Origin of the sequence: Bacillus sp. P14.5 (genome assembly GCF_003316765.1) — a bacterium.
Lineage (GTDB): Bacteria > Bacillota > Bacilli > Bacillales > Bacillaceae_B > Rossellomorea.
Window position 1 is genome coordinate 333,786 of sequence record NZ_NIJF01000060.1, and the last position, 22,574, is coordinate 356,359.

Sequence of the window (22,574 nt, forward strand, 5' to 3'; positions counted from 1 at the left end):
TTGCACGCACTTAATAACTTGTTAAATCATTAGGGCTTTCAAGGCTAATCTCCACCTTGGACTTAATAAGTGGTATATTCGACACTAGGTAGCCCTCACAAAAAGAATCCGTTAAATGCACTTTGCCAATCAAGGGTTTAAAATAAACTACATCATAACTTAATTTTGTAAGATTGCCGTTGGTATATCAAAACCCACTATTCCAATAATAATTTGCAGCAAAGCAATGGAGTAATAAAGAGTTGTCTAAATTCTTTAACTGGCTTACTACATAATCTTTATTAGTATTATAAAGCAACCCTACCAGATTAGTAGTCTTTGAGTTAACCATCTAAAACAATACTCCATACCTTAAAGATTTCTTACTCATAATTCGTAGCAGCAATAAAATCAAAAGCACCTGTTGAACTAATTTCATTTTTATATTCGAAATTATATAATAAAATTACTGCATTATATGATTTTTTTAGGTTTATTCTTTTCTGGATTTTTGGGATGACAATTTCTTCATAAGAACACCCATCTAATAATACTGAAATATCACTACTAATATTCTTATAGACCGCTTTTTCTATAGTATCCTCATCTGTTTCATCCATATCAATATTAAAATCGATAAAGAATTGGGATGGGACAGATTCGCCATCCTCATCATACGTTAAATCAACATACTCTCCTATTGAGTCCTCATCGTTAATATTCCCTAACCAAATTGAAACCCATCCTTGTTTTTCCATTATAGTACCCTCCTACTTTAATCTTAGACCTTGTGGTAAAGACGAAACTCCACCCTCTAATCCTTTCAGGGCTACCCTGATTGACCAATTAGAAGCTTTTTACAAATTGATACAAAAAAAGGGTGAGCCCACATTACCTGTAAGCCACCCTTTTCTAATCCCTCAAATAAATACTTATACTTCTAACGCTTATAACCACAACCAATATTTTTCTTTGTAAATATCAAATGCCATAATACACCTTGTTTTTCATAAATTTGATTTTAGTATATAATCCTGCATGCACTTAGATAGTTTCTAATAACTTAAATTAGTGAACTAGGTAATATCTATTTTTATTGTAAGAATCTATCTAAGCAAAGGAGACTAGTTACTTCGTAATATTTAGAGAAATAAAAATTTTTCCTTACATGCAGTCTCATAATGCACAATTCTGTTATATTGCCACATCCTGATAACCAACTTCTGTTACTTTTTCATTAAGCAAACGAATCCCCAGCCCATTTTCTGTGTCCCAGGTACAGTTGAACGTAATTCCTATATGTCGGTCTTCAAAAATATCTGCATAAGGAACAACTACTGCATCTAAACTTACCATATTGAGTATTTGTTTAGATGAGTCAACTACAGGATATTCTTTCTTTAATTCTGTGTCGAACCCTAAATCCTTTCTCTTCTGTAGGTAATAAGATTTGATAGAATTTAATATTTCGTGTTGTAAGCTATGCCAATTTTTTATAAATGATTGATAGGCTAAATATTGATCTTCCTCAAACTGACCATCCTCTTCACCATCTATAATTAAATCTATTTCAGTTGGCTTTCCAAAGAAATCCAGAATAATAACTCTTGTCCATCCAAAATCGTATTCAATTTCTCCAAATACTGTATCATTTATTGTCATATAAATTCTCCTCTCTCTGCTTTTTTGCAAAGCCTCCAGGCTCAAACGCTCCTGAATTTATCTCTCCAACACCACCCAGGTGCCCAAATTCGCTATTAATTTTGGTTGGAACTAATTGCATTGTTTTAACGTCATTTAATTCATGCCAAGTATAATTGTTTACTTCGCGGTATTTCTTTATATCTTTGGACTGTATTTTGCCTGGTTCCATTTCAAACTTCTTAGCAAATTCAGGAGAATTATTAAGCTGTTCAGCTAATTTTCGATCTGATTGTGTGAAATTGCTCTTCTTGCTTTTCCTCCATAAATACTCTTTCCACCCAGCATATAACTAATTTCTACTTGAGCTTTGGCTATTGATGAGAAATCTGGAACTCCATTCTTATAATGGATACCTTCAACACCAGCTTCATCCAATTAATTTTTTAAATCTGGATCTGGTGGAGGTTTTAGTGTACAGAATGACTCACCTCTAATTCCGTTAAATCTAACCTTCGTGTTGAGATGTGATGGTGTCTGATTAAGTCTACTTTCATACGAACTAGCAAATTCAGTTTGTTTAAATGCAGGTGAAGAGTTACTTTTCGTTACCTCAGTCTTTACTACCGGAGTCTTATCACCCTTCCCGGAAAATACCACATGCCCATTCTCATTCAACAAAACCTTGCCCATCCTGGAAAAGAGATCCGATTGAGCAACCTTGGAAATCGGTCCAGCTGCCACTTTCTGATAGGTCTTGTCAATGGCGGCTTTGACTTTGTCCGGGTTAAGCACGTTCTTGGTTTTCCTGAATAGGTCTCCGAGATGCGAGGAAAGTCTGTTTAGTTCCATTGCTCGTTTCCCGCTTCGGGAAGAAAGCAGGTTATGAACGGTGTCTTCCCCTTTTCCGAAAGTGCTTTTGACTCCGTTCTGGATAAAAGTCTTAATTTTAGCAGTGGTCATGACATTGTAGGGAACATCCGGTTTGGAGTTGCCGGCTTTGCTTAGTTTGCCCACTTTGTCTATGCCCTTGGTTCCGAAAATGGATGCGGCGATGTAGGTGCCCGCATAGGAAAAATACCGAGCTCTGCTTCGGACATCTCCGTTGACGACATCTTCTTCAAAGGATTGCTTGAGGTCTTTCCAAATATATTTGGCCGTGTCTATGGGATGCAGGACGGTATGGATGATGCCTTTGAAGAATCCGATGGGATCTGTAAACAGGGCGATGAGTGAGTCGGCGAGGCCGGTCACAATATCGACGATCGCAAAGATACTTCCTTCCAGTGTACCGAGAATCTGGGAGAATTTCTGCGAGAGCCTTAGATACTCCATGATGGTAAAACCTTCATGAGTTCTTTATTTTCAATAAATTTTATTTTTATCATTTAACTATAGTTGCTTCAAATAAAGTGAAAAACCTTGAAAGGCAGTTCATAGCCAATCAAGGTCAATTAATATTTACTTCTTCTAATATGCCTAATCCTCAATTAAATCAATAAAATATTCATTATTGTTGAGAAACTTTTTAAAAAAATCATCTAACGATTCAGCTATTTGAATATCGAAGTAATATATTGGATTATTAACTAATTGTAAATCTATAGAAATATAAATACCTTCGTTTACTTCAAAAAAAATAAGTTTATCTTCTTCATCAAAAAGTTCATCTAAATCTGGGTCAAATTCAAAGACACCTTCTCTTAATCTAATATCTGCTACAGCCCCTGGCCCCAATATTCTATTTATTGCACTAGAACTTTGACCTTTAATAAAACCATAACCAACCTCTAAATATAACTGTTTTAAATCCTTTGGAAAATTGATATCCATTCTTTGTTCAGCTTTTAAAATATCATCTTCAGATACCTTATAAATTTTGTTTTCCAGCTTATTAATAAACTCAAAATCAGCCATGGGCTATTTACCTCCTTGGAAATAGTTTACCTGATGGAGCTCCCTTTCCATGTATTCCTGCTTGGTGTTCGTCAGGATATTTTGCTGGATGAACATTCCACCACTCATGAGGGCCACCAAAGTTGTTCTCTATGATATGATGGGCATCGAATGGTTGGCCAATACTCCGAGCAACCTCTCCATTCTTATCAAGTACTTCTTCTGTATATCTTGGCCACTTTTGTTTAGTTTTTTCTTCCCACTCTGCAATTAATTTATCTTTCAAGCTCGATGTAAATTTGCTTCTATGCTTAGCTGTCTCTATTGGTGTTAATTTTTCATATTTTTTGTTTCTCAAAGCTTCTTTTATAAGATGAATTTGTTCCTTATTAATATTTCGTCCAGTTTTAGCCTCTATATCCCTCAGATAAGTTTTTGCTAAATCCTTATTAAGGACACTCTTACCCTCAGTTCCACCATCAACCCTCTCACCCTGAGAAACCTTCCCTTTCCCAGAAACCACCACATGCCCATTCTCATTGAACAAAACCCTGCCCATCCTGGAAAAGACATCAGCCTGAGCAACCTTGGAAATCGGTCCAGCTGCCACTTTCTGATAGGTCTTATCGAAGGCGGCTTTGATTTTGTCCGGGTTCAGGACGTTTTTGGTTTTCCTGAATAGGTCTCCGAGGTGCGAGGAAAGTCTGTTCAGCTCCATAGCTCGTTTTCCACTTCGGGAAGAAAGCAGGTTATGAACGGTGTCTTCCACTTTTCCGAAGGTGCTTTTGACACCGTTCTGGATGAAACTCTTTATTTTAGCTGTAGTTATGACATTGTAGGGAAGGTCCGGTTTGGAATTGCCGGCTTTGCCCAGTTTGCCCACTTTGTCTATGCCCTTGGTTCCGAAAATGGATGCGGCGATGTAGGTTCCTGTATAAGAAAAATACCTGGCTCTGCTTCGGACATCACCATTGACGACGTCCTCTTCAAAGGATTGCTTGAGGTCTTTCCAAATGTATTTGGCCGTGTCGATGGGATGCAGGACGGTATTGATGATGCCTTTGAAGAATCCTATGGGATCCGTGAACAGGGCGATGAGTGAGTCGGCGAGTCCGGTCACGATATCGACAACCGCAAAAATACTGCCTTCGAGTGTACCGAGAAGCTGGGAGAATTTCTGAGAGAGCTTTACAGAGGCATACTCTGATAATTTTGATAGAAACGATGATTCATCGAGACTTATTTTTTTATTCTTCTCTATTATACCAAGCTTTCCTTCTTGAAAAACAGTATGAAGCTGTGCAATTTCCTGCGTCATGGAGTGGACTTGTTTTTCTAAAGATGAGAGGGAAGCTGTCTGCACATGGTCGAATTCGAAGAGCTTTTCGATGCTTCGTTCTTTTTCGCGCTGGGCGATGCTCGCCTGCTGTAAGAACGAAGCATCCTGTAGCCTTGGCAGCGAGATGATGTCCGATACGCTTCTTACTGTGGCATTTGCCTCACTTGTCAGGTCAATTGTTGATTGACTGGCACGATGCACCCCTTGCTCGACATCGCTTTCCAGGAAGCTCTGTCTGATGAACCCTGCTGGTGAAGGCTCAAGGGAATATAGTGCTTCTTTCATCTGCCTTAGGACTGATTGGTAGTCTGATAGAAACAGCTGGTACTTTTCCAGCATGGGAAGATGATTGCCCCGGTAAAAATCGCGGATCGCATCTCCTCCTTCCCCCTTTAATGAATCATCCAGATTGACCACGTCGGTGACAGCTTTTTCAATCTGATCAACCTGATCTTTCTGCGAGGACAAGGTTGCCTCTATCTCTCTCAATCCACTATGAAAGTCTTCCACATCCAGTATTTTCATAGAGTGCCTCCTTACCGGCCCGAGGTGATCATGGAAGAAAGGGATCGGTCGGTCTCTTCCATGGTTTCTACGGATTGCTGTGCTGCAGCTTGATTTTCTAAGAGAAGCTGCTTGTAGCTCTCCAGCATGCTCTGGCATTGCTCATTCAAATCATTCAGCTTGTTGATGACCTCCAAAGCATTCTCCCCGCCTACCTGCCTGGGATAGGAGGTATTCCAGGCATCCACCGTCTGACGAAGTGTAGTCAGGGCACTGTCAGTCTCTTTAGAATGTATCTTGATTTCAAGGACCATTTTCCACTTTCCTTTCCTTAAGAATCAATTTCATGATTTCAATAATTTTTACCTCAATGTATTGGTGGCTATTTGAAATGTAAAATCCTTTTTCGCAATCCAAACATTCTCAACATTTTTTCTTTTATCCTATAATCATCTGAGGTGCACTTTCAAATACCGCCTATAAAATCCCAATTTACATATATAGTACCACCGTTTAACTCCACCGTTCTATTTTGAACTCTATTGTTTACAAAAATAGTCATTTATTCACCTTTCTTTAGATGTAATAATCGACAGTTCTGTCTGCCTTCTCTTGATGGGTGCCCCTTGTAGAGAGTCAGAAGTATAAAAAAGCTGAAAATCCGGTCATGGATTTTCAGCTAATTGAAACAAAAATACATCTATTTAATTGGTCTATAAAGGTGCATAAATTAGCGGACTAGGCGTCAGGCCCTAATATCCACACTATGCCCTATTCACGACTACCCTTTTTGTTGCAATAGTCTTCTGGAAAGTATGGTCATGTTCTACAAAAATCATTGTGGGTGCAAACGTTTGGATCAGCTCTTCGATTTGCACACGAGAGTAAACATCAATAAAATTTAATGGTTCATCCCAAATATACAGGTGAGCCTTATCACACAAACTCTTAGCAATAAGCAGCTTTTTCTTCTGTCCACCTGAATAAAAGGAAATATCTTTTTCAAACTGGATTCGATCAAAATCCATTTTCCTCAAAATCGACTTAAATAAAGTCTCATCAATCTGATTTTCCTCGATAAAATCAGCCAGGGATCCTTTTAAATGGGAGGTATCCTGCTGAACATAAGAAACTATGAGATTAGATCCCTTATTCATCACACCTGTATGCTGAATTGGATATCCTATGATTGATTTTAAAATGCTGCTTTTTCCACTGCCATTCTTTCCGTCCAATACAATTCTGTCTCCTTGCTCAATAGTGAAGCTGACAGGATTGTTAACAATTTGACCATCATACGTTACAGACATATCTGTAATTTGAATGGTTTCCTTGGATTTATATTTTAAGGGTTGGATCTGCAGGGATTCCATTTTTTCAACATTTTTTAATAGGTTCGATTTTTCTTCTATTGCTTTTTGCTGTCTGGCCTCCAGGTTCTTTGAGCGTTTCATCATTTTTGATGCTTTATGACCTACAAAACCTTTGTCCAATTTAGAACCAGAATTCGTGGTTCCATTTTTAGTAGCTTCGACTTGGTTAGACCAGCCTGCTGAACGTCTTGAAGATTGTTTCAGCCTTCCAATATCTTTCTCTAAGCGTTCATTTGCTGCTTCTTCATGTTCCTGCTGGCGGTCAAAGTTCAATTTCCAAGAAGAATAATTTCCACTTTGAACTTCTATATTTTCTCTGTTTATAGACAAAATATGATCTACGCAGCCATCTAAAAAGTTTCGATCATGAGAAATTAGAATGAATCCCTTCTTCTTTCTCAGGTAATTCGAAACCACCTTCCGTGCTTCAGTGTCTAAATGGTTCGTTGGTTCATCGATTAACAGGAATTGCCCTTCGTTTAAAAATAGAGCAGCAAGCAGTACTTTTGTTTGTTCACCGTTTGAAAGTGTTTCAAAGGGGCGGTACATTGCCTCGGCATCGACATCCAAATAAGCAATTTCCCGAAGGAACTCCCAATCTTCTGCCTGCGGACATATTTCTTCCAGAATTTCATGAGTATACTTACTTTTATCATTTATCGGAAAAGGGAAATAGTTATAATCGACGGTAGATAAAATTTTTCCACTGTAATCAAATTTTCCTAGCAGTAAATTAAAAAAGGTTGTTTTCCCTCGTCCATTTCTGCCTATGAATCCCAACTTCCAATCTGTATCGATCTGAAAGTTTACATTTTCAAAAATAGGATCAAAACTGCTCGGATAAGAGAAAGTTAAATTCTGAACTTGTATCATTGACATAAAAATTCCTCCTTTGTATTTTAGGCATTTCTTTTAATACAAAGTCGGTATATCCATCTCGCCTACTTCACTCCGTACAAGTCTGATGGAGTATAACGACTTATACGGAGTAATACATGTGTAACATCCAACTCTAAAGACATAGTATCTCCCCTTTTCATTAGAATATAGATTTATGAAATCATTAGAAAAAATAAAAATCCTTTCCATTCTCGGAAGGATTAAAAATAAATTTCATATACAAAAGCCTCTGCTATACCATATGATTTGGCACATAAAGAGAAACTGACTTATAAAAATAATCAGGCTAATCCTCTACCTTAAAAACTGAAAATATTTAATTTCAATAAGGTAACTGAATAAAGAATCATTTTTTTAAGTTCAGTCCTTTCCATTTACTGAAATATGTTTTATAGACTTCTTTATAAACAAAAATAATAACTCAAGGATAACACAATTGTCCACCCTTCGCTATCCAGGTTTTTAAGACTTTAATCAAGTGCGGATGATGAATATTTCCTTTGTTGGCCTGAATTGAAGCATAAAATCGATGAACCCGATTTCTTTAGGAGTCATAGTTATATGAAAAAGAGCCATCTGAAAGACAGCTCTTCATTCCTATATTTTTATCAATTCATCTCGCTATTTGACTAATTGGTGAGTTCCTAATCCACTCTGCACCTAAACATAGAACCATTGTCCTTATTCAAACTTAACGAGAATACTAGCAACCTCAGCCCGCGTACCCAGCCGAATAGGCGGTCCCCAAAAACCAAAACCTGATGTTACGATCGAGTGCATCTGTTCCTTTTGCAGATGTCCCCAATCATTTTCATAGATTCGATCAGTCAGCAGGCTGCCGGGGAAAATCTGACCGCGGTGAGTATGACCGGACACCATGAGGTCAACGCCTTCCTGCTGGGCGATGTCCAGATCATATGGCTGGTGATCCAGTAAGATTTTTGGTTTAGTTTGGTCGACGTCATTCATTAGTGAGTCTAATGGCAGTCTTTCATCGTCGATCCGGTCTTTTCGGCCAATCAGTGTAAATTGTTCATCTACCTCTACTGTCTTGTCATAAAGGACTGTTATCCCGCCTCGCTCCAATGATTCTATCAGTTCCTTCATAGTGCCATCGTGTCTGTCATGATTGCCAAGTGAGGCATAGACTCCAAGTGGTGCCTGAAGTTTCGAAAGAATTTTATCAATCTCCTGGTCAAGGAAAGGCTGCACGTCATCGTCGAAGAGATCGCCGGGTATCAGGATCATATCAGGGTTGAGTGCATTTGTTTCTTTTACAAAGCGCTCTGCATGATCCTTCCCAGACAGCAGGCCAAAGTGCATGTCGGCCGCCATCACGATATGAAGTTCGTCGAGTGTGGACGTTCCTTTATCGACCTGTATTTCATAGTCGCGGACAACGGGGCTGAATGCGTTATAGCTGCCGTATGCCATAAAGAAGATCAGCAGCCCCAGGGTAATGAATCCTGCCCACTTCTGTGTCCCATGCCTCGGCAGCCGGGTGAGCCGCAGGAGGATGACTGTGACGTGAGCAAGAGGAACAAGCAGCAGAAGCAGATAAAAACATGCCATCCAGTATGCTCCGATAATATTGATAAACGTTAGTCCTGTCATGCGGCCAACGATAAACGAGCTTGCTGCAAGTACAATAACCAGGCTGTAAAGGATCTTGAAACGTTTGCTGGATGATTGCGGCCGCAGCCAGCGCAGCCCCCTCCAGCCGATATAGTAAACGAGGCCGCCGTAAAGCAGCAGTGTGATGATAAAAACAAGAATGAACATATGTAGTCTTCATGCTCCTTTTTAGTAGTTTCAATTATGTAGTTTAATATGAAACCGCATTCGGCCATACTTTCTGAAGGGTTTCCTTTTTGATTAAGCCACCCAGTATGATAGAGATTCCACTTTATATAGTATCGCATTCCTCAGGAAAGCACTACTTGGAAGAGTCGGGATTAACAGAAACATGAATTAGGCGTGATGCAAGGAATGAGAAAGCTTATCCGGACAGCATTTCTGCAAAATTTATATCATCCCTGTATTATGTTGAGACGGTTTTGAATTCTTATAAACCAAGCTGGCCCAAACAAATAAAAAGCTGAAGACCTCAAGCCCGGCCTTCAGCACTCTGTATGGCATTTCAATCTATTCTTACTGTTGGGAAGAGGCCCTTTTAAAGAAAGCAACTGTCATGTCTTCATCGTTGGATGATTCAATATTTCAAGGCACTGTCAGGCACACTTTAATCTTTACACTGAATATTTTTCCGTTGTTACAGGCAGAAGCCCCATGATCTTTTCTACGGCTTCTTCAATGGTATTCACTTTGAGCGTTATTTTTTGATCTTCTGGATACTGCATGGCGGCATGCTTATACTTGGGGTCGTAATAATACTCCAGCAGCAATGACAGGAACGGCTTATACTCACCCTGATCCAAATGGGATTGAATTTCCGCAGCGATTGGGGTGTGAATACGGCTTTTAATTTTTTGAAAAGCAGCGTGAAGTTCCTCAGGATGTTCAACGATTTTATACTCTTCCAGAATATGAAGCACTCTTTGTTCCATAGGCATTTCTATAAAAATATGAGTTCCCTGCTCTTTTTCTTAAGCAGGGTATCAGGCACCGTTACCTTGCCAATCCGCTTGCTTTCCGCTTCAAATAAAATGAACGGCGAAGATTTCAAACGGGAGAATTCTTGTAAAAGCAAAGAATCGAACTTTTTCTGGTTGTTCGGATTCGTACCAATGTGTCCAAAAACAGAGCCTCTGTGACCAGCCAGGCCTTCCAGGTCAAGGACGGGTTTCCCTTTCTCCTGCAGCCGTTTCAGTATGGTCGTTTTCCCTATTCCGGTACCACCGTTCAAAACGTAGGCATCCGCATCAATGTGCAGCTCCGCCATTTTTTCCAAAACCCACTGGCGGTAGGTGCGTACTCCCCCTTGAAGACGCAGCACTTTTATCCCCATTAAATCAAGCATGGTTGCGGCCGTTTTACTACGCATCCCTCCACGCCAGCAAAAGACGACTATCTCTCCATCTATTTGTTTAAACCTTTTTATAAATCCTGGCAGCTTGGCGGAGAAAATCTCCAGCCCTCTATCCTTCGCAATTTCAGGGTTAACCTGCTTATAAAGCGTACCCACTTCGGCTCTTTCTTCATCATCAAATACCGGAATATTGATACTCCCCGGCATTGTCATGTCTTCGAATTCAGATGGAGAACGAACATCCACTAACGTCCAGTCTTTTTTATCGTTTTGTAACAGCTCATCAATCTTCATATCTTTAAACAAAGTAATCTACCTTTCTATTCTAAGGGAATGATCCCCAAACTGTATCAAGAATGTATTACCGGCATTATCGGGAGGATTATTTTTCAAGCTTAAGACTATTATCCTCTATCTTTGCTCCCTTTTTGCCTTCTTTAAAATCGACTTTTATCGAGGCAGCCATTTTAAAACGCTCTTTTCGCAAAGGTGGTTGCTGCATCAAAAGTAAGGGATTTCCGCTCCAGGCGAACGACTCCGCGGGGCGTGCGGTGAGCCTCCCTCGGCTTTGCCTGCGGGGTCTCACCTGCCCGCTGGTCCCGTAGGAGATCGGTCGCCTTCCACTCCAATCCTCCTATGTAAAAGTGTTAAGAGGGAAAAAAACATTCATAAAGTCATCCCGCTACATCTCGCATTTTTTAAAGTATACCTATTATACCACCAAAAGAAAAAGCCTGTGATTATACGGCTTGCGGTCATTGAACTTGAATACTCTCCTATTTCCCTACTACCTGCACGAATGGTATTGAAGACCCCAATGCACAAAAAAGCTGAGGTTCCAGTATGAACCTTCAGCTGCTTGTATGAATTATTAATGAGGAAAACCAAAGGAAATCATGTGTTCATACAGACATACCATTCATAAGATAGAATGATGATTTTTTTCTGAATCGTATAGCTCCCCCTTAGAAAGGAGTGCAACCATGGAACTGATCCCTATGACAATCAGAAGCAAGTATTTCATTAACATGCTCAACCTGTATACGCTCCTCTATGGCGCCGACCCGTTAGAGATGCAACAGCAATTCCAGCGTCATTTTCAATACCCCAATTTTGAAGGATACTTTGCTGTCATAGACAAGAGACTCGCGGGATTCATATATGGATATTCTTCATGCAAAGGACAATATTATCATGAGTTACTTTCGAAGCATTTGAACGGAGATCGTAACTGGACGGAAAACTGTATGGAACTGGCGGAGTTAGGTGTCCACCCCCAATACCGGAGACGAGGAATTGCCAAGGAGTTAGTGGAAGCCTTGCTGAAAAACAGAACAGAATCAAAAGCATTGCTGACAACGAGAAAAGATAATTCAGCCGGGGTTCATTTTTACAGAAAAATGAGATGGACGGAAGTCAGTGATGGGTTCTTCCCTAATGTTCCCTATGAATATATTATATTTGGGAAGGATTTATCTCCTTCTGTTTAGGTAAGGGGATTTCTGACCTTGTCTCAGGCAGTGCGAGTTATTCTGATGAAAAACATTCGGGACGCAGTGCCCCGCGTCCCAGCCATGAGATTGTAATTTTACGCTTGCAGGCTTGTGATAAGTAAAGGATTTTATTTTTAGAAGATTTCAACCATTAGAGATAGTTTTCAGTGAATGAGGGGTGGTTTTCTTTGAAATGATGCTGATGCATGCGAGGTCATTGATACTGAATGTTTTTAAGAGAATGGATATGGACTTAACTTTGCTGTCTGCTTAATCGCTCAATATCTGATTCCACATGATAAACTCTTTTATTCAACACTTCCGTTCTATCATCAACGTGATCAGTTATTTTCTCAGTATACTCACCAAGACTTTCTATTAAATTTTTTTGTAGTTTCTTCAGTCCATTCTCTAGCCTGGCTTGTCCGGTTTTCAATTCCAACACATCTGTTTTTAATGAGCCTACATCTGTCTTTAAGTCTCCAACATCTGTTTTTAATGAACCTACATCCGTCTTCAATTCTCCAACATCCATTTTTAATGAACCTACATCTGTCTTTAAGTCTCCAACATCCGTTTTTAATGAACCTACATCTGTCTTTAAGTCTCCAACATCTGTTTTTATTCCTTGCAGTTCACCCAGAATTTGTTTTAAAATATTTTCCACAGCTCTTCCCTCCTCTCCTTTTGAATCTAGTCCTATTATAACAGCTTCATGTAAAGATACTTTAAAAATGAGTGAATTTTAATCATTTTTTCTATGGTTTGTCTTTTACAAGTTATCAAACCTTAGGATGGACAGACTTGTTACTTAACCCTGCTAGCCAAGCCTAAGTGGCCCACTGATTGAGAAATTAATTCAATAAAAAATTATAAAAAATAAGGGGAGAATTTCCGCTTATTTTAAAAATAGCACCAGAAACAGCTGAATTAAGCGGAGAATTTCCGCTTATATGCTAAAAAAACTTGAAAATGGTCCATTTAGCTGTGTTTAAGCGGAAAAATTCCGCTTAAATACCCCATTTCGAATGCATTTTGGCAGCATAGCCGGAAAAACTCCGCTTATTTTTAATTATTCATGTCCTTCACAGGTAAACCTCCTGCTTGAATGAGAAGAAGTGATAGGGAAAAGGGTATTCAGTACCATAAAGAAAAGTCTAATCCCTTAAGTAACGAGGAATTAGACTAATCATCGGTTCCTGGAAAAATGTTAGATTTCTATATACTTACCTCTTTATTTTTCATCACTCTGAATGTAACCATGGCGATAACCGCTGAGAGCACGATCATCCATAGAACAGCCGCAATCGGGTATAAGACCGGATAACCGAAGAAGTTGATGGTTTTGAAATATTCGAATAGGAATTCAACTCTCATAATATATAGATAGGAGAATTTGATGGCATCCACTGCCCACGGTTTTAGGGCCATCATTTCTACTATCATGAACGGAAGGGAAAATATCGCTCCTGATATAAAAAATGAGAGAAGTGAATTCCTGCTGACCGACGAAATAAAGAGAATCAGGATGGCAAAACCAAATGCCGCAGCTAAATGGATTCCTATTTGAATGAGATGGTATTCCAGCATCGTCAGTCCATATGGCGACGAATAATACTTAAACACGAATTGAAGTGGTGTGTTCCAACCAAGGTTCCCAAGAATATAGAGCTTGCTGATGACGTTTACAGCTTCCCATGCCGCAACAACTGCTATCACATAAATTGACGCGGCACCAAGCTTGGCCCAGGTCAAAACAGTTCTTCCCTTTTTAGAACTCAATATATAATTGTCGACACCCGAGCTGTACTCTTTTGTATAAATCGTAGAAAGCCCGATTAGCAGCATTGCCCCGGTGATGACAAACGCTAACGTACTGGTGTAGTCGATGATTTCAGCGGGACCTCTATAAAAGGAAAAATAGGAGAGATCCACATCTTGTATCAGTTCCCTTTCAAGCTCTGCATTATATTGGCTTGAACTCTTCAGTCCCTCCAGTCTTTCATCTAAGTTTTTCTGAACTTCCTGTATAAAGGCAATATTCTCATAGATGTCTGCTTTAATACTGTCAGTTTCAGAGAATACATTCCCCTCCGTACCGTTATCGGTCATTTCCTTGAGCCGTTCTTCTGTTTTGACCATTAATTGGTCATGCGAGGTTTGGGCCTTTTTTATTTTTTCTGAAGTTAAAGTCCCTTCCCATTCTTTATAAAATTCTTTTACCTGATCATCTGTTTTATCAATGTTTAATATGTAGCTTGAGGACAAACAAAAGAGGACAATAAAGGTGACATAAATCATTTTCTGACTAAAAATCTTATACAGCTCAAATCTAAGCAGCCTCATTCCATGCCCTCCTCTTCATCGAAGTAAAACAAATACAAATCTTCCAAGTTGGGTTCCTCCCTGATGGCTTTAGGATGGGGTTTCCCCTCGCTGATGATCCTCAACCGAAATCCATCTTGAATACGTGATATGTTTCCTACCCTGTATTGTATTTGATACTTTTCGAGTTCTTCTTCACTTGCCGTCAGGGACCAGACTCTCTCGCCGATTCCTGCGAGCAGTGTGTCCGGTGATTCTTTTTTGATGAGCTTTCCTTCTTTTAAAATCAGGACTTCTTTTGCGATGAATTCAATATCCGATACGATATGGGTCGATAAGAGGACAATCCGGTCCCCGGATATTTTTGATAGAAGGTTTCGGAACCGGATTCGTTCTTTCGGGTCAAGTCCTGCTGTTGGTTCATCAACTATCAGGATTTTCGGATCATTCAATAGAGCCTGGGCAATCCCGATTCTCCTTTTCATCCCTCCAGAAAATTTCCCAACTTTCTTTTTCCGCTCGCCATAAAGACCGACTAATACAAGTGTTTCTTCCACCTTATCTTTCGCCTCGGTTTTAGAAAGGCCCTTCAAGGCAGCGATATAATGCAATAACTTTTCTGCTGAAAAATTTTTATAAAGCCCCACTTGCTGAGGAAGGTAGCCGATTAAGTCACGGTATTCGTGTTCCATGCTGAGGACATCTCTGCCATCCAGGTAAATCGTCCCCTCTGTTGGCTTCATCACGCTGGCAAGGATTCGCATGAGCGTCGTTTTTCCGGACCCGTTGGCACCGAGGATTCCATAGACTCCCTTTGTGAATTCCAGGCTGAGGTGATCCAGCGCCTTTTTTTCTGAACCTTTTTCTTTAAAAATTTTTGAAACACCATCAATGGTTAAATTCATAATTCATGCCCCTTTTATACAAACGGCCAGCCTGGAAGATGATGAGTATGGAGGCTGCTATAATGAACATCACATACACTCCCGCTGGAACTGATTCAATTTTTTCAATGACTTCTGAGTTGCTTAATACCACACCTGCCCCCAGCCATACTACAAGTGAGGCAGTGACGGTATGCATGTGCCGCAGCCGATTGGCTATCAGCAGGGAAATTGCCGTAATGACGGTAAATGGAATCATCCAATAGAGCAGCAGCTTTCCGGCCCATACATCTTGGGCTAAAATAGACAGCGCCACTGTGGCAATTAAATTGATTATGACATTGAACCCGCCGATAATGATCATTCTGGACAGGATGATTTCCTGCAGACTGTATTTGAAGGATAGTTCAAGTTCCGCCATTCCCGTCAATTTGCTTTTCATAATTTCGAATAAGCCGGTAATGGTCGGCAGAGGCGCGAGAAGCAGCATTGTCACATACGGATCTTGTTCGGCCGCAAACACAGCAAGTGTACCAAGAACCAGAAACAAAACATTCAATATCCAGAATAAACGGCTGAAATAAAAGATTTCCTGATAAGAGTTCTTCAATAGAGTACTGCTATTCTCAGCAAAGCTTCTCCATCTGTTTTCTTTCACAGGCACATAGGGTCTGATGGCTTCGATTGTTCTCATCATTTCTTCCTCGCTGGGATACTCGACATCATAGTCTTCCAGCTTCAAGCCGTACTCCTTTTCCAGCTCTTCCAACTCTAAGTCAAACGGGGAGTCACTTCTTCTGCTGTTGTCCATAATCCTCACCTCTCCCTAAAATTGCGGCTAATTTACTTAAGCCCTGTTTCAGCCTGGACTTCACTGTCGATTCATTCGCCTCTGTCACCCTGGCAATTTCACTAATCTTCATTTGATGAAAATACTTCAGGATGATGGCATCACGCTGATACTCCGGCAGTTCGCCGACAGCGGCCTTCACTCTCTCCCTGGTTTCTTTTTGAGCAAATATGTAGGACACATTGGTTTTTTCATTCGTCAGGTATTCCGGCAGTTCGGACTGCTCCAGGCTTCGATTATGTTCGGCACTTCTCCAGTAATCACGACAATGATTAACCGCAATGGTGAATACCCAGCTCTTGAAGCTGCCGCTGTTTGAATATGACCTGATTTTCTTCATCACCTTGATAAATATCTCCTGAGTCAGATCGTATGCCAAGTCTCTATTTCCGGTTTTTCGATAAACAAAAGCAAAAATATCTTTGTAGTATTTACGCGTCAGTACTTCCATCGCCGCTTGACTTCCGCGAAGGATTTCCTGAATCAGCTGCCGATCTTCCGACACGTTGCATCACCTCAATATGTAAGACGAGATAAGTTTTCAAAAAGATTTATGGTTGTGGGAAAAAAAATTAGTTAGACAAAGTGATGAGACGGAGGGACAGGTTACGTGTCCCGGCGGTTATCATTTTTTATCCATCACCCTTTTAGTATAACTGAACATGAAAAGGCAATAGCTGAAAATCTGCGCCATTGCCTCAAAAGTGTATTTTCCGAAGTGAATATGGAGCATATTAACAGTAGGAGGTGTTATGGTGGCTGACAATAAGAATACTCCCAAAGACTTGGAAGAATTAGGGGCATTAAACAAGGGGAATAAAAATGACCGGCACAATGAGAATGCACGGGCAGCGGCAAATCTTCAGCAGGAGTATCCCAGGATTATTACGGATAATCTTTAATAGAAGTGGGTGGCATGAAATTGCAGCACTGCTGACAGTTTCCCTCTGAAGAACGGTCAGCCGCTAAGGTTCAAAGAGATAAAACACAGACCAAGTCAACTAACAAAACAAATAAACTTTCTTTTCAGTGAAAAATGATTCAATAGAATAGCCGTAAGTATAAGAGAAATAAGGGGAAAAATTCCCCTTATTATGAGAAAATCACAAAAAACTACTAAAATAGCGGTAAAAATTCCCTCTATTTCCTAAAAAAACAGGAAAATTGTTCATTTATCCATGAATAAGGGGAAAAATTCCCCTTATTCTACCCTAATAAAGCACTTTTCCGCAGCTTAACGGGAAATTTTCCCCTTATTTTTAAAAGTTCATCAATCCATTAAGGTTCAGGGGGATTTATTCCAAGTACTAAGTAATTAAACCGCAAAAAATGCTGATAAATAAAAACGCATGTGAATTCTTTAGAGAATTACCATGCGTTTTTATATGTACCTTGGGTGGCGGCACCCCGTAAGAATATTCAAGGAGATCCTATAGGAAGTCCAATCTTCATTTCGCCCTCTTCTCCAAATCCTTGACGGTCTCGCTCGTTTCCACATCTGTCTGCTCCTTCAGGGTGCCAAAGAGAGCGTCAACGAACGGTGTTGAAACGCCATACCAAAAATTTTCATTTTTGAAGTGGTGAAGTGTGTGTGTCTTTTTTACCCATTTGCCAAACCTTGTCTTCGGCTTGATTGGACGGTGAGCGATAAAATGTCTCCACTCATAGACCAGCAGCATCAGAATCAATCCAATGCCAAATGAGACAGTACCTTCTACAGATCTGAAAATTAAGTAAAAAATCGCTGAAAGAGCCGCAAAGTTAGGGATGCTGTACCATACCGGCAAAAATAACAGCTTTAAATCATTAGGATATTTGTGGTGGTCATAATGTATGCGCTTTAAAAACTTCAAAAACAATGGATTCTCGGGAGCTTTCAGGTGAAAGAGAAAGCGATGTGTGAGATATTCACTAAACATAAAAACTACCAGCCCCAACCCCAAAAACAATAATTCAGGTAGACCAGGAACCATGAACATTGTGGCAGCAGCCATTATAATCAAGATGGTCATCATAAGTAAAATATCCATATGAAAAAAGAAATCCCGAAATTGACCTTTATTTTTCAAGAGTTTCACCCTCCCCATTTTTCTCTTTCCATAACTCAAGACTCTTTTTCATAACATCCTTTACCAAAAGTTCAGTTTCCTGAAGGTCCCTTTTCAGCAGAGATTCTAAAAAGTCATCATAAAATTTTCTTGATACCTGCCGATGGTTCTCATCACTGAAGTATTTCTCCCCCGCCTTCAAATACACGTCTTTAAAACTATTGAGAATCAATAAGTAAATTGGATTCTCCGACATACCCGCCAAGCTTTTTTGGAGATTCCAGTCAAAGTTGGCGAAAGACCTCGCATCGTCATGTAAGTCATCGATGTTAGAAAATAGCGAGATTACTTTAACAGGCTGCCGGGACATAGCATCTGCTATGTATGAAGGGGCTAGAGAGATTCTTAATTCCAGCAAATTTTTGATAAAGACATCAGGGATATCATCATACGATTCTAGTATCTTAACGATCGTCATTAAGTTCCCGTTCTTCCAGTAGTCATTGATCGTAGGGGGCATTCCTGGCCGCATGGTGATCCAGCCATCCCTCTCTAATCGCTGCAGCACTTCCCGTATCGTTGGCCTTCCCGCATTATATGCCTCAGCCAGTTCTCTTTCTGGCAGCAAGGAGGTATTCGCGGGATATTCTCCGCGCAAAATTTTTGTAATGATCCTTTTCTCGATTAGATCGGAAGAACGCGCTCTCAAGTTTCCATCACTCTCCATTTTTTGTGGTAATACCAATTTTATGACTGGTAATACCAATATATGACGCTTCAATATCTTTTGTCAAACTTTTCTGATAATTAATGACTGTTTAAGTTTTGACTGGTTGTCTTATAAATTTTTTTTGGCACGAAATAGTGATGCTATTTTCAATAAAAATTTCAAATAGGTATCAAAAAAACGCTTGGATTTAACACATCCAAGCGTTTTTTAATTTCAGTCAACCTATGGCTAACCGTTAATAACAACAATATCACCAATCATTTGAATTTTAGCATCTTCTACAATAATTCCGTCTCCATCATTCGCTGCATAAACTGTTGTTCCGGTCGTTTTAGCGTAAGTATGAACATCATTTTTATATTCATCATTCCAACGATTGTAGTGAGGTAAAAATTCAAATTCAACAAGTTGCAACCCTTCTAGCTCTTCTTCAGAATTTCCTATAAACATCTGAAATAATTTTATGGACTTACCGAGCTGTACTGCTCCACCACTTACCCCTGCAAGAGTTCCTCCCTGATTAAAATAATCATATAGAACTTTATCCATATTACGATGTTTGATAGCATTCCTGAATTCAATTGGATTTCCCGCAGAAAGGTGAATAATATCACAATTTAGTAATTCATCAATCTTTGATGAATCAAAATCACTATACAGGTCAAAAAACATAATGTCTTGAATTCCGTAATCACGATAGTATTGGACTTTTTTATTAAAATAAGTTCTTTCTCTATCTTCCGTAGAAGGGATATAACCTATTTTGGCATTTGTAACATCCAAACCATCCAAAAGGATATTATCCAACCTTTGATTGCCAGAAGACTCAATTATTTGGTCACTAAAAAAGAATAATTTCCCCATTTAAAACACCTCTTTGTGTTAATTGGCTCACCTTAAGAATTCCTCTATTTCTATTTTGAAAATTCTCCTTAATCTAATTCAATTTTCAACTTATCAATCTGCTAATTAGTCCGTTATTTTATATGTTTCTGCACAAAAAGTTGAACGAAATTTCCTGTCCCTCTGTCTTATATCATGAATCACACACCCCTAAACCCCTTCAAACTCTCTCCAAGAATATAATGCGAAAACCACATCAGATTCTGCTTCATAATCGCTGCATGGATTCCCGGCTGGTTGGAGCTATAGGCCATTCCTTTAAATACAACTAGTTCTGTTTCCACTTCCATATCCCGCAGCCCTCGATATACATCATAGGCATTGGTAATCGGCACTCTTGCATCCTTTTCACCATGCTGGATCAACGTCGGGGTGCTTGCTGATTTTATATAAGTCATAGGCGAGGTTTTGCTGTATATCTCTGGATCATCCCAAGGAGTACTTCCTAAATACATCCTAAAAAAGTAAGGGATATCTGTATTAACATAATGATTTCTCAAATTCGTGATAGCGCCTCCGACCGAAGCAGCCTTGAATCGACTGCTGTAGATAGAACAGAATGCGGAGATAAATCCACCCTGGCTCCAGCCCATCACTCCTACTCGATCTCTATCGGCAATCCCCTTGCCTACCAGCGAATCCACTCCGGAAATAACATCGTCATAGTCACCGATAGCTAAATTACGATAGTTGGCTTTTAAAAAGTCATTTCCATATCCCGTACTTCCTCTGTAATTGGGTTCCAGAACGATAAAGCCCTTTTCAACAAACTGCTCAACCGGGTACTTATCATTGAAACTGCCGGAATGGATGGGAAAGGATGCCCATCCGGGACCTCCGTGGATGAGTACCAGCAAAGGATAGTTTTTAGAGGCATCGAAGTCGGCCGGAGTTGTTAAAACTCCTTCAATTTCAACATCATCAATGTTTTTCCACGAGACGATCTCCCTGTTACTTCTAAGCTTTCCTTTGAAAATGCTGTTTTCGTTGGTTATCTTCTTATCGTTAAAGTAGATTTCAAATGTTTCATTTCTTTCGGCCTTACAGCAGGCTATATGATTCCCATCCTTGGTTATAGAAGCATCCATTATAAAGCCATCTGTATTAAGCTTTTTCACACTGCCTTTTTCTGATAAAAGCCCGATATGGTAATTCGTTTTATGCTGCCATCTGATTAGGATTCCTTTAGCTGTCCATCGGATGGGAGTAACCGTACTATCAAAATCAATTAAGGGCTGAAACTGCTCTCCGCTAGTTAAATCATATATTTCCAGTGTACTGTCCTGTATATTGGTCTGATAGTGCTCCTTCTCTTTTAAACTAGCTGTATAGCATATCTTGCTCGCATCTGGAGAAAAGCAAACGCTACCTCCCAACAGCTTAGTACTGCTTAATTTCTGTATTTCACCAGATCCAAGTTCTAATATGTAAAGTTCCCTGTGCTGATCATCCTGTGCAGCCGGGGTTGGTGAGGCTATGAATACTATCTTTTTCCCATCATTAGATATGTCAAATTCCTGGACATGAAAATCATTGGCGTCCGTCAATTGATGGGCTGTGCTGTTTATGCTGAAATCTTTTCTTTTAATGAAGGATAAACAATGATTCTGGTATTCCTTGCCTATATGATGGAAATCTCCATAAATTTCTCGTCGTTTCTTAATTTCCTGAGATTCCTTTGATTGTGAGGTATAATAAAACCCCTTCCCATCCGGCTTCCATTTAAATTTACTTACACCTTCTTCTTCCTCCGTGATTTGCATCCTGCTATTATCATCTATGGACTGGACGAAGATTTGATTTTTCTCACCAACCGAACTTAGGTAAGCTATGTGTCTGGAATCCGGAGACCATATCGGGGATGTACCTTCTATACTGCTGGATGTTAATGCATAGTAATCACCCTTACTTTTTTCATAAAGCCATATGTGATTTCTATACTGATTGTCTTTCCAGTCAGCTGTCGTTTTGACGAAGGCCGCGTTGTTGCCGTCTTCACTAATGTTTACGCCTGAAAGGTAAGGTATTGATAAAAGTTCTTTTATATTGAGATAGTTCTTTTCATTGCTGTTCAATATAATCTCCCTAGTAATTTCATATTTTTGCTGGAACCGAGATAGGAAACACTCAGTTACTTTTAAGAATATTTAAACAATTACACTCATTATGTTACCAAAATATTCATTGAGGTGCTATTAGAGTTTCCTCTCTCACAATTGCTTTCATGTCTCTAGTTTTCCACACCCAATTCACTTCCCTCATCCCACCAAAATTTAGTATACTCTAATAGGAGGTGAGAAAATGGAAGAGAAAATAATGAATCTTCTAACTGAAATGAACCAGGAGATGAAAGGGTTCAAGAAAGAGTTTATAAGCTTTAAGGGTGAGATGATTAGCTTTAAAAAAGAAGTGGATCAGCGTTTTGATGGTGTAGACCGCCGTCTCGATAGTGTAGACCGCCATCTAGAAAAAATGGATGCTAAGCTGGATGGAATAGGTTACCAGTTTGAACAAACGAATGCATTAAGATCAGAAGACGTTGACTTTGTTACAGCTAAAGTGAATAAGCTGGAGAAGGAAGTTTTTATTCTAAAAAGCAAAAATAAAGCCTAATTCTTCTTAAAATGTAACTAGTATGCCCCTTCAAGTTCTTCTTGCTTCATGAAGCAATCAAAGTTCCAGCTCACCAAGAAGCACCCTATTTAAAATACATTTACTCC

General features: G+C 39.6%; 21 protein-coding genes and 2 pseudogenes. 3 read left to right on the top strand and 20 right to left on the bottom strand.

Annotation, left to right across the window (positions count from 1 at the left end):
• Positions 1–162: 162 nt before the first annotated feature.
• From B9Z54_RS25635 to mnmH, 11 genes and pseudogenes are all read right to left on the bottom strand, one after another.
• A pseudogene (locus B9Z54_RS25635) lies at positions 163–331 on the bottom strand (DUF4274 domain-containing protein); the annotation flags it as partial.
• A 31-nt stretch (positions 332–362) separates the two neighbouring features.
• Positions 363–737, bottom strand: coding sequence for an immunity 22 family protein (locus B9Z54_RS09165; RefSeq protein WP_113928094.1), 375 nt, complete (start codon positions 735–737; stop codon positions 363–365).
• Between the two features lie 436 nt (positions 738–1,173).
• Positions 1,174–1,641 carry a DUF6985 domain-containing protein gene (locus B9Z54_RS09170; protein ID WP_113928095.1) on the bottom strand — a complete coding sequence of 156 codons (468 nt, stop codon included), beginning with the start codon at positions 1,639–1,641 and terminating at the stop codon, positions 1,174–1,176.
• Positions 1,628–2,313: pseudogene (locus B9Z54_RS09175) on the bottom strand (HNH endonuclease). Before B9Z54_RS09175 ends, B9Z54_RS09170 begins: the two are co-directional and overlap by 14 nt.
• Before the next feature lie 786 nt (positions 2,314–3,099).
• Positions 3,100–3,537: an SMI1/KNR4 family protein gene (locus B9Z54_RS09180; protein WP_113928096.1), complete on the bottom strand. Its 438-nt coding sequence runs from the start codon at positions 3,535–3,537 to the stop codon at positions 3,100–3,102.
• A gap of 7 nt (positions 3,538–3,544) precedes the next feature.
• Complete coding sequence (locus B9Z54_RS09185) at positions 3,545–5,380, bottom strand: ribonuclease YeeF family protein (protein WP_162785152.1); 1,836 nt, start codon at positions 5,378–5,380, stop codon at positions 3,545–3,547.
• A gap of 11 nt (positions 5,381–5,391) precedes the next feature.
• On the bottom strand, positions 5,392–5,673 hold the full coding sequence (locus B9Z54_RS24775) for a YwqI/YxiC family protein (RefSeq protein ID WP_162785153.1): 282 nt from the start codon (positions 5,671–5,673) through the stop codon (positions 5,392–5,394).
• A gap of 450 nt (positions 5,674–6,123) precedes the next feature.
• Entirely contained in the window at positions 6,124–7,611 is a 1,488-nt protein-coding gene (locus B9Z54_RS09190; RefSeq protein ID WP_113928098.1) for an Lsa family ABC-F type ribosomal protection protein, read from the bottom strand.
• Positions 7,612–8,313: 702 nt separating this feature from the next.
• Positions 8,314–9,414, bottom strand: a complete 1,101-nt coding sequence (locus tag B9Z54_RS09195; RefSeq protein ID WP_113928099.1) for a metallophosphoesterase — start codon at positions 9,412–9,414, stop codon at positions 8,314–8,316.
• A 467-nt stretch (positions 9,415–9,881) separates the two neighbouring features.
• Positions 9,882–10,199 (bottom strand): hypothetical protein, encoded by a 318-nt coding sequence (locus B9Z54_RS26455; protein ID WP_345840709.1) that lies wholly within the window; start codon positions 10,197–10,199, stop codon positions 9,882–9,884.
• A gap of 8 nt (positions 10,200–10,207) precedes the next feature.
• On the bottom strand, positions 10,208–10,915 hold the full coding sequence (gene mnmH, locus B9Z54_RS09200) for a tRNA 2-selenouridine(34) synthase MnmH (RefSeq protein WP_345840710.1): 708 nt from the start codon (positions 10,913–10,915) through the stop codon (positions 10,208–10,210).
• 689 nt (positions 10,916–11,604) lie between these two features.
• Between mnmH and B9Z54_RS09205 the strand changes: the two genes are divergently transcribed.
• The gene (locus B9Z54_RS09205) at positions 11,605–12,111 is read left to right on the top strand and encodes a GNAT family N-acetyltransferase (RefSeq protein WP_113928100.1); all 507 of its coding nucleotides are present in this window, start codon (positions 11,605–11,607) and stop codon (positions 12,109–12,111) included.
• A gap of 256 nt (positions 12,112–12,367) precedes the next feature.
• On the opposite strand, the gene B9Z54_RS09210 is transcribed toward B9Z54_RS09205, so the two are convergent.
• The 5 genes from B9Z54_RS09210 to B9Z54_RS09230 all read right to left on the bottom strand — a co-directional run bounded on the left by B9Z54_RS09210 (position 12,368) and on the right by B9Z54_RS09230 (position 16,678).
• Positions 12,368–12,781 (bottom strand): hypothetical protein, encoded by a 414-nt coding sequence (locus B9Z54_RS09210; protein WP_240189858.1) that lies wholly within the window; start codon positions 12,779–12,781, stop codon positions 12,368–12,370.
• A gap of 551 nt (positions 12,782–13,332) precedes the next feature.
• Entirely contained in the window at positions 13,333–14,460 is a 1,128-nt protein-coding gene (locus B9Z54_RS09215) for a hypothetical protein (RefSeq protein WP_113928101.1), read from the bottom strand.
• Positions 14,457–15,344, bottom strand: coding sequence for an ABC transporter ATP-binding protein (locus tag B9Z54_RS09220; RefSeq protein WP_113928102.1), 888 nt, complete (start codon positions 15,342–15,344; stop codon positions 14,457–14,459). The genes B9Z54_RS09215 and B9Z54_RS09220 overlap by 4 nt, the downstream gene beginning before the upstream one ends.
• The gene (locus tag B9Z54_RS09225; protein WP_113928103.1) at positions 15,328–16,134 is read right to left on the bottom strand and encodes a hypothetical protein; all 807 of its coding nucleotides are present in this window, start codon (positions 16,132–16,134) and stop codon (positions 15,328–15,330) included. Before B9Z54_RS09225 ends, B9Z54_RS09220 begins: the two co-directional genes overlap by 17 nt.
• Complete coding sequence (locus tag B9Z54_RS09230) at positions 16,112–16,678, bottom strand: RNA polymerase sigma factor (RefSeq protein ID WP_113928104.1); 567 nt, start codon at positions 16,676–16,678, stop codon at positions 16,112–16,114. The genes B9Z54_RS09225 and B9Z54_RS09230 overlap by 23 nt, the downstream gene beginning before the upstream one ends.
• 250 nt (positions 16,679–16,928) lie before the next feature.
• Here B9Z54_RS09230 and B9Z54_RS24780 point away from each other — a divergent pair, with 250 nt between their 5' ends.
• Positions 16,929–17,075 carry a hypothetical protein gene (locus tag B9Z54_RS24780; protein ID WP_162785154.1) on the top strand — a complete coding sequence of 49 codons (147 nt, stop codon included), beginning with the start codon at positions 16,929–16,931 and terminating at the stop codon, positions 17,073–17,075.
• A 546-nt stretch (positions 17,076–17,621) separates the two neighbouring features.
• Here B9Z54_RS24780 and B9Z54_RS09235 read toward each other — a convergent pair.
• The 4 genes from B9Z54_RS09235 to B9Z54_RS09250 all read right to left on the bottom strand — a co-directional run bounded on the left by B9Z54_RS09235 (position 17,622) and on the right by B9Z54_RS09250 (position 21,929).
• Complete coding sequence (locus B9Z54_RS09235; RefSeq protein WP_481747785.1) at positions 17,622–18,242, bottom strand: sterol desaturase family protein; 621 nt, start codon at positions 18,240–18,242, stop codon at positions 17,622–17,624.
• The gene (locus B9Z54_RS09240; RefSeq protein ID WP_113928144.1) at positions 18,232–18,948 is read right to left on the bottom strand and encodes a GntR family transcriptional regulator; all 717 of its coding nucleotides are present in this window, start codon (positions 18,946–18,948) and stop codon (positions 18,232–18,234) included. Before B9Z54_RS09240 ends, B9Z54_RS09235 begins: the two co-directional genes overlap by 11 nt.
• A gap of 231 nt (positions 18,949–19,179) precedes the next feature.
• Positions 19,180–19,815: a Type 1 glutamine amidotransferase-like domain-containing protein gene (locus B9Z54_RS09245; protein WP_113928106.1), complete on the bottom strand. Its 636-nt coding sequence runs from the start codon at positions 19,813–19,815 to the stop codon at positions 19,180–19,182.
• 179 nt (positions 19,816–19,994) lie between these two features.
• A complete protein-coding gene (locus B9Z54_RS09250) occupies positions 19,995–21,929 on the bottom strand; it encodes a S9 family peptidase (RefSeq protein WP_113928107.1) in 1,935 nt (644 codons plus the stop codon).
• Positions 21,930–22,155: 226 nt separating this feature from the next.
• Between B9Z54_RS09250 and B9Z54_RS09255 the strand changes: the two genes are divergently transcribed.
• Positions 22,156–22,467 carry a hypothetical protein gene (locus tag B9Z54_RS09255; RefSeq protein ID WP_113928108.1) on the top strand — a complete coding sequence of 104 codons (312 nt, stop codon included), beginning with the start codon at positions 22,156–22,158 and terminating at the stop codon, positions 22,465–22,467.
• Positions 22,468–22,574: the final 107 nt, after the last annotated feature.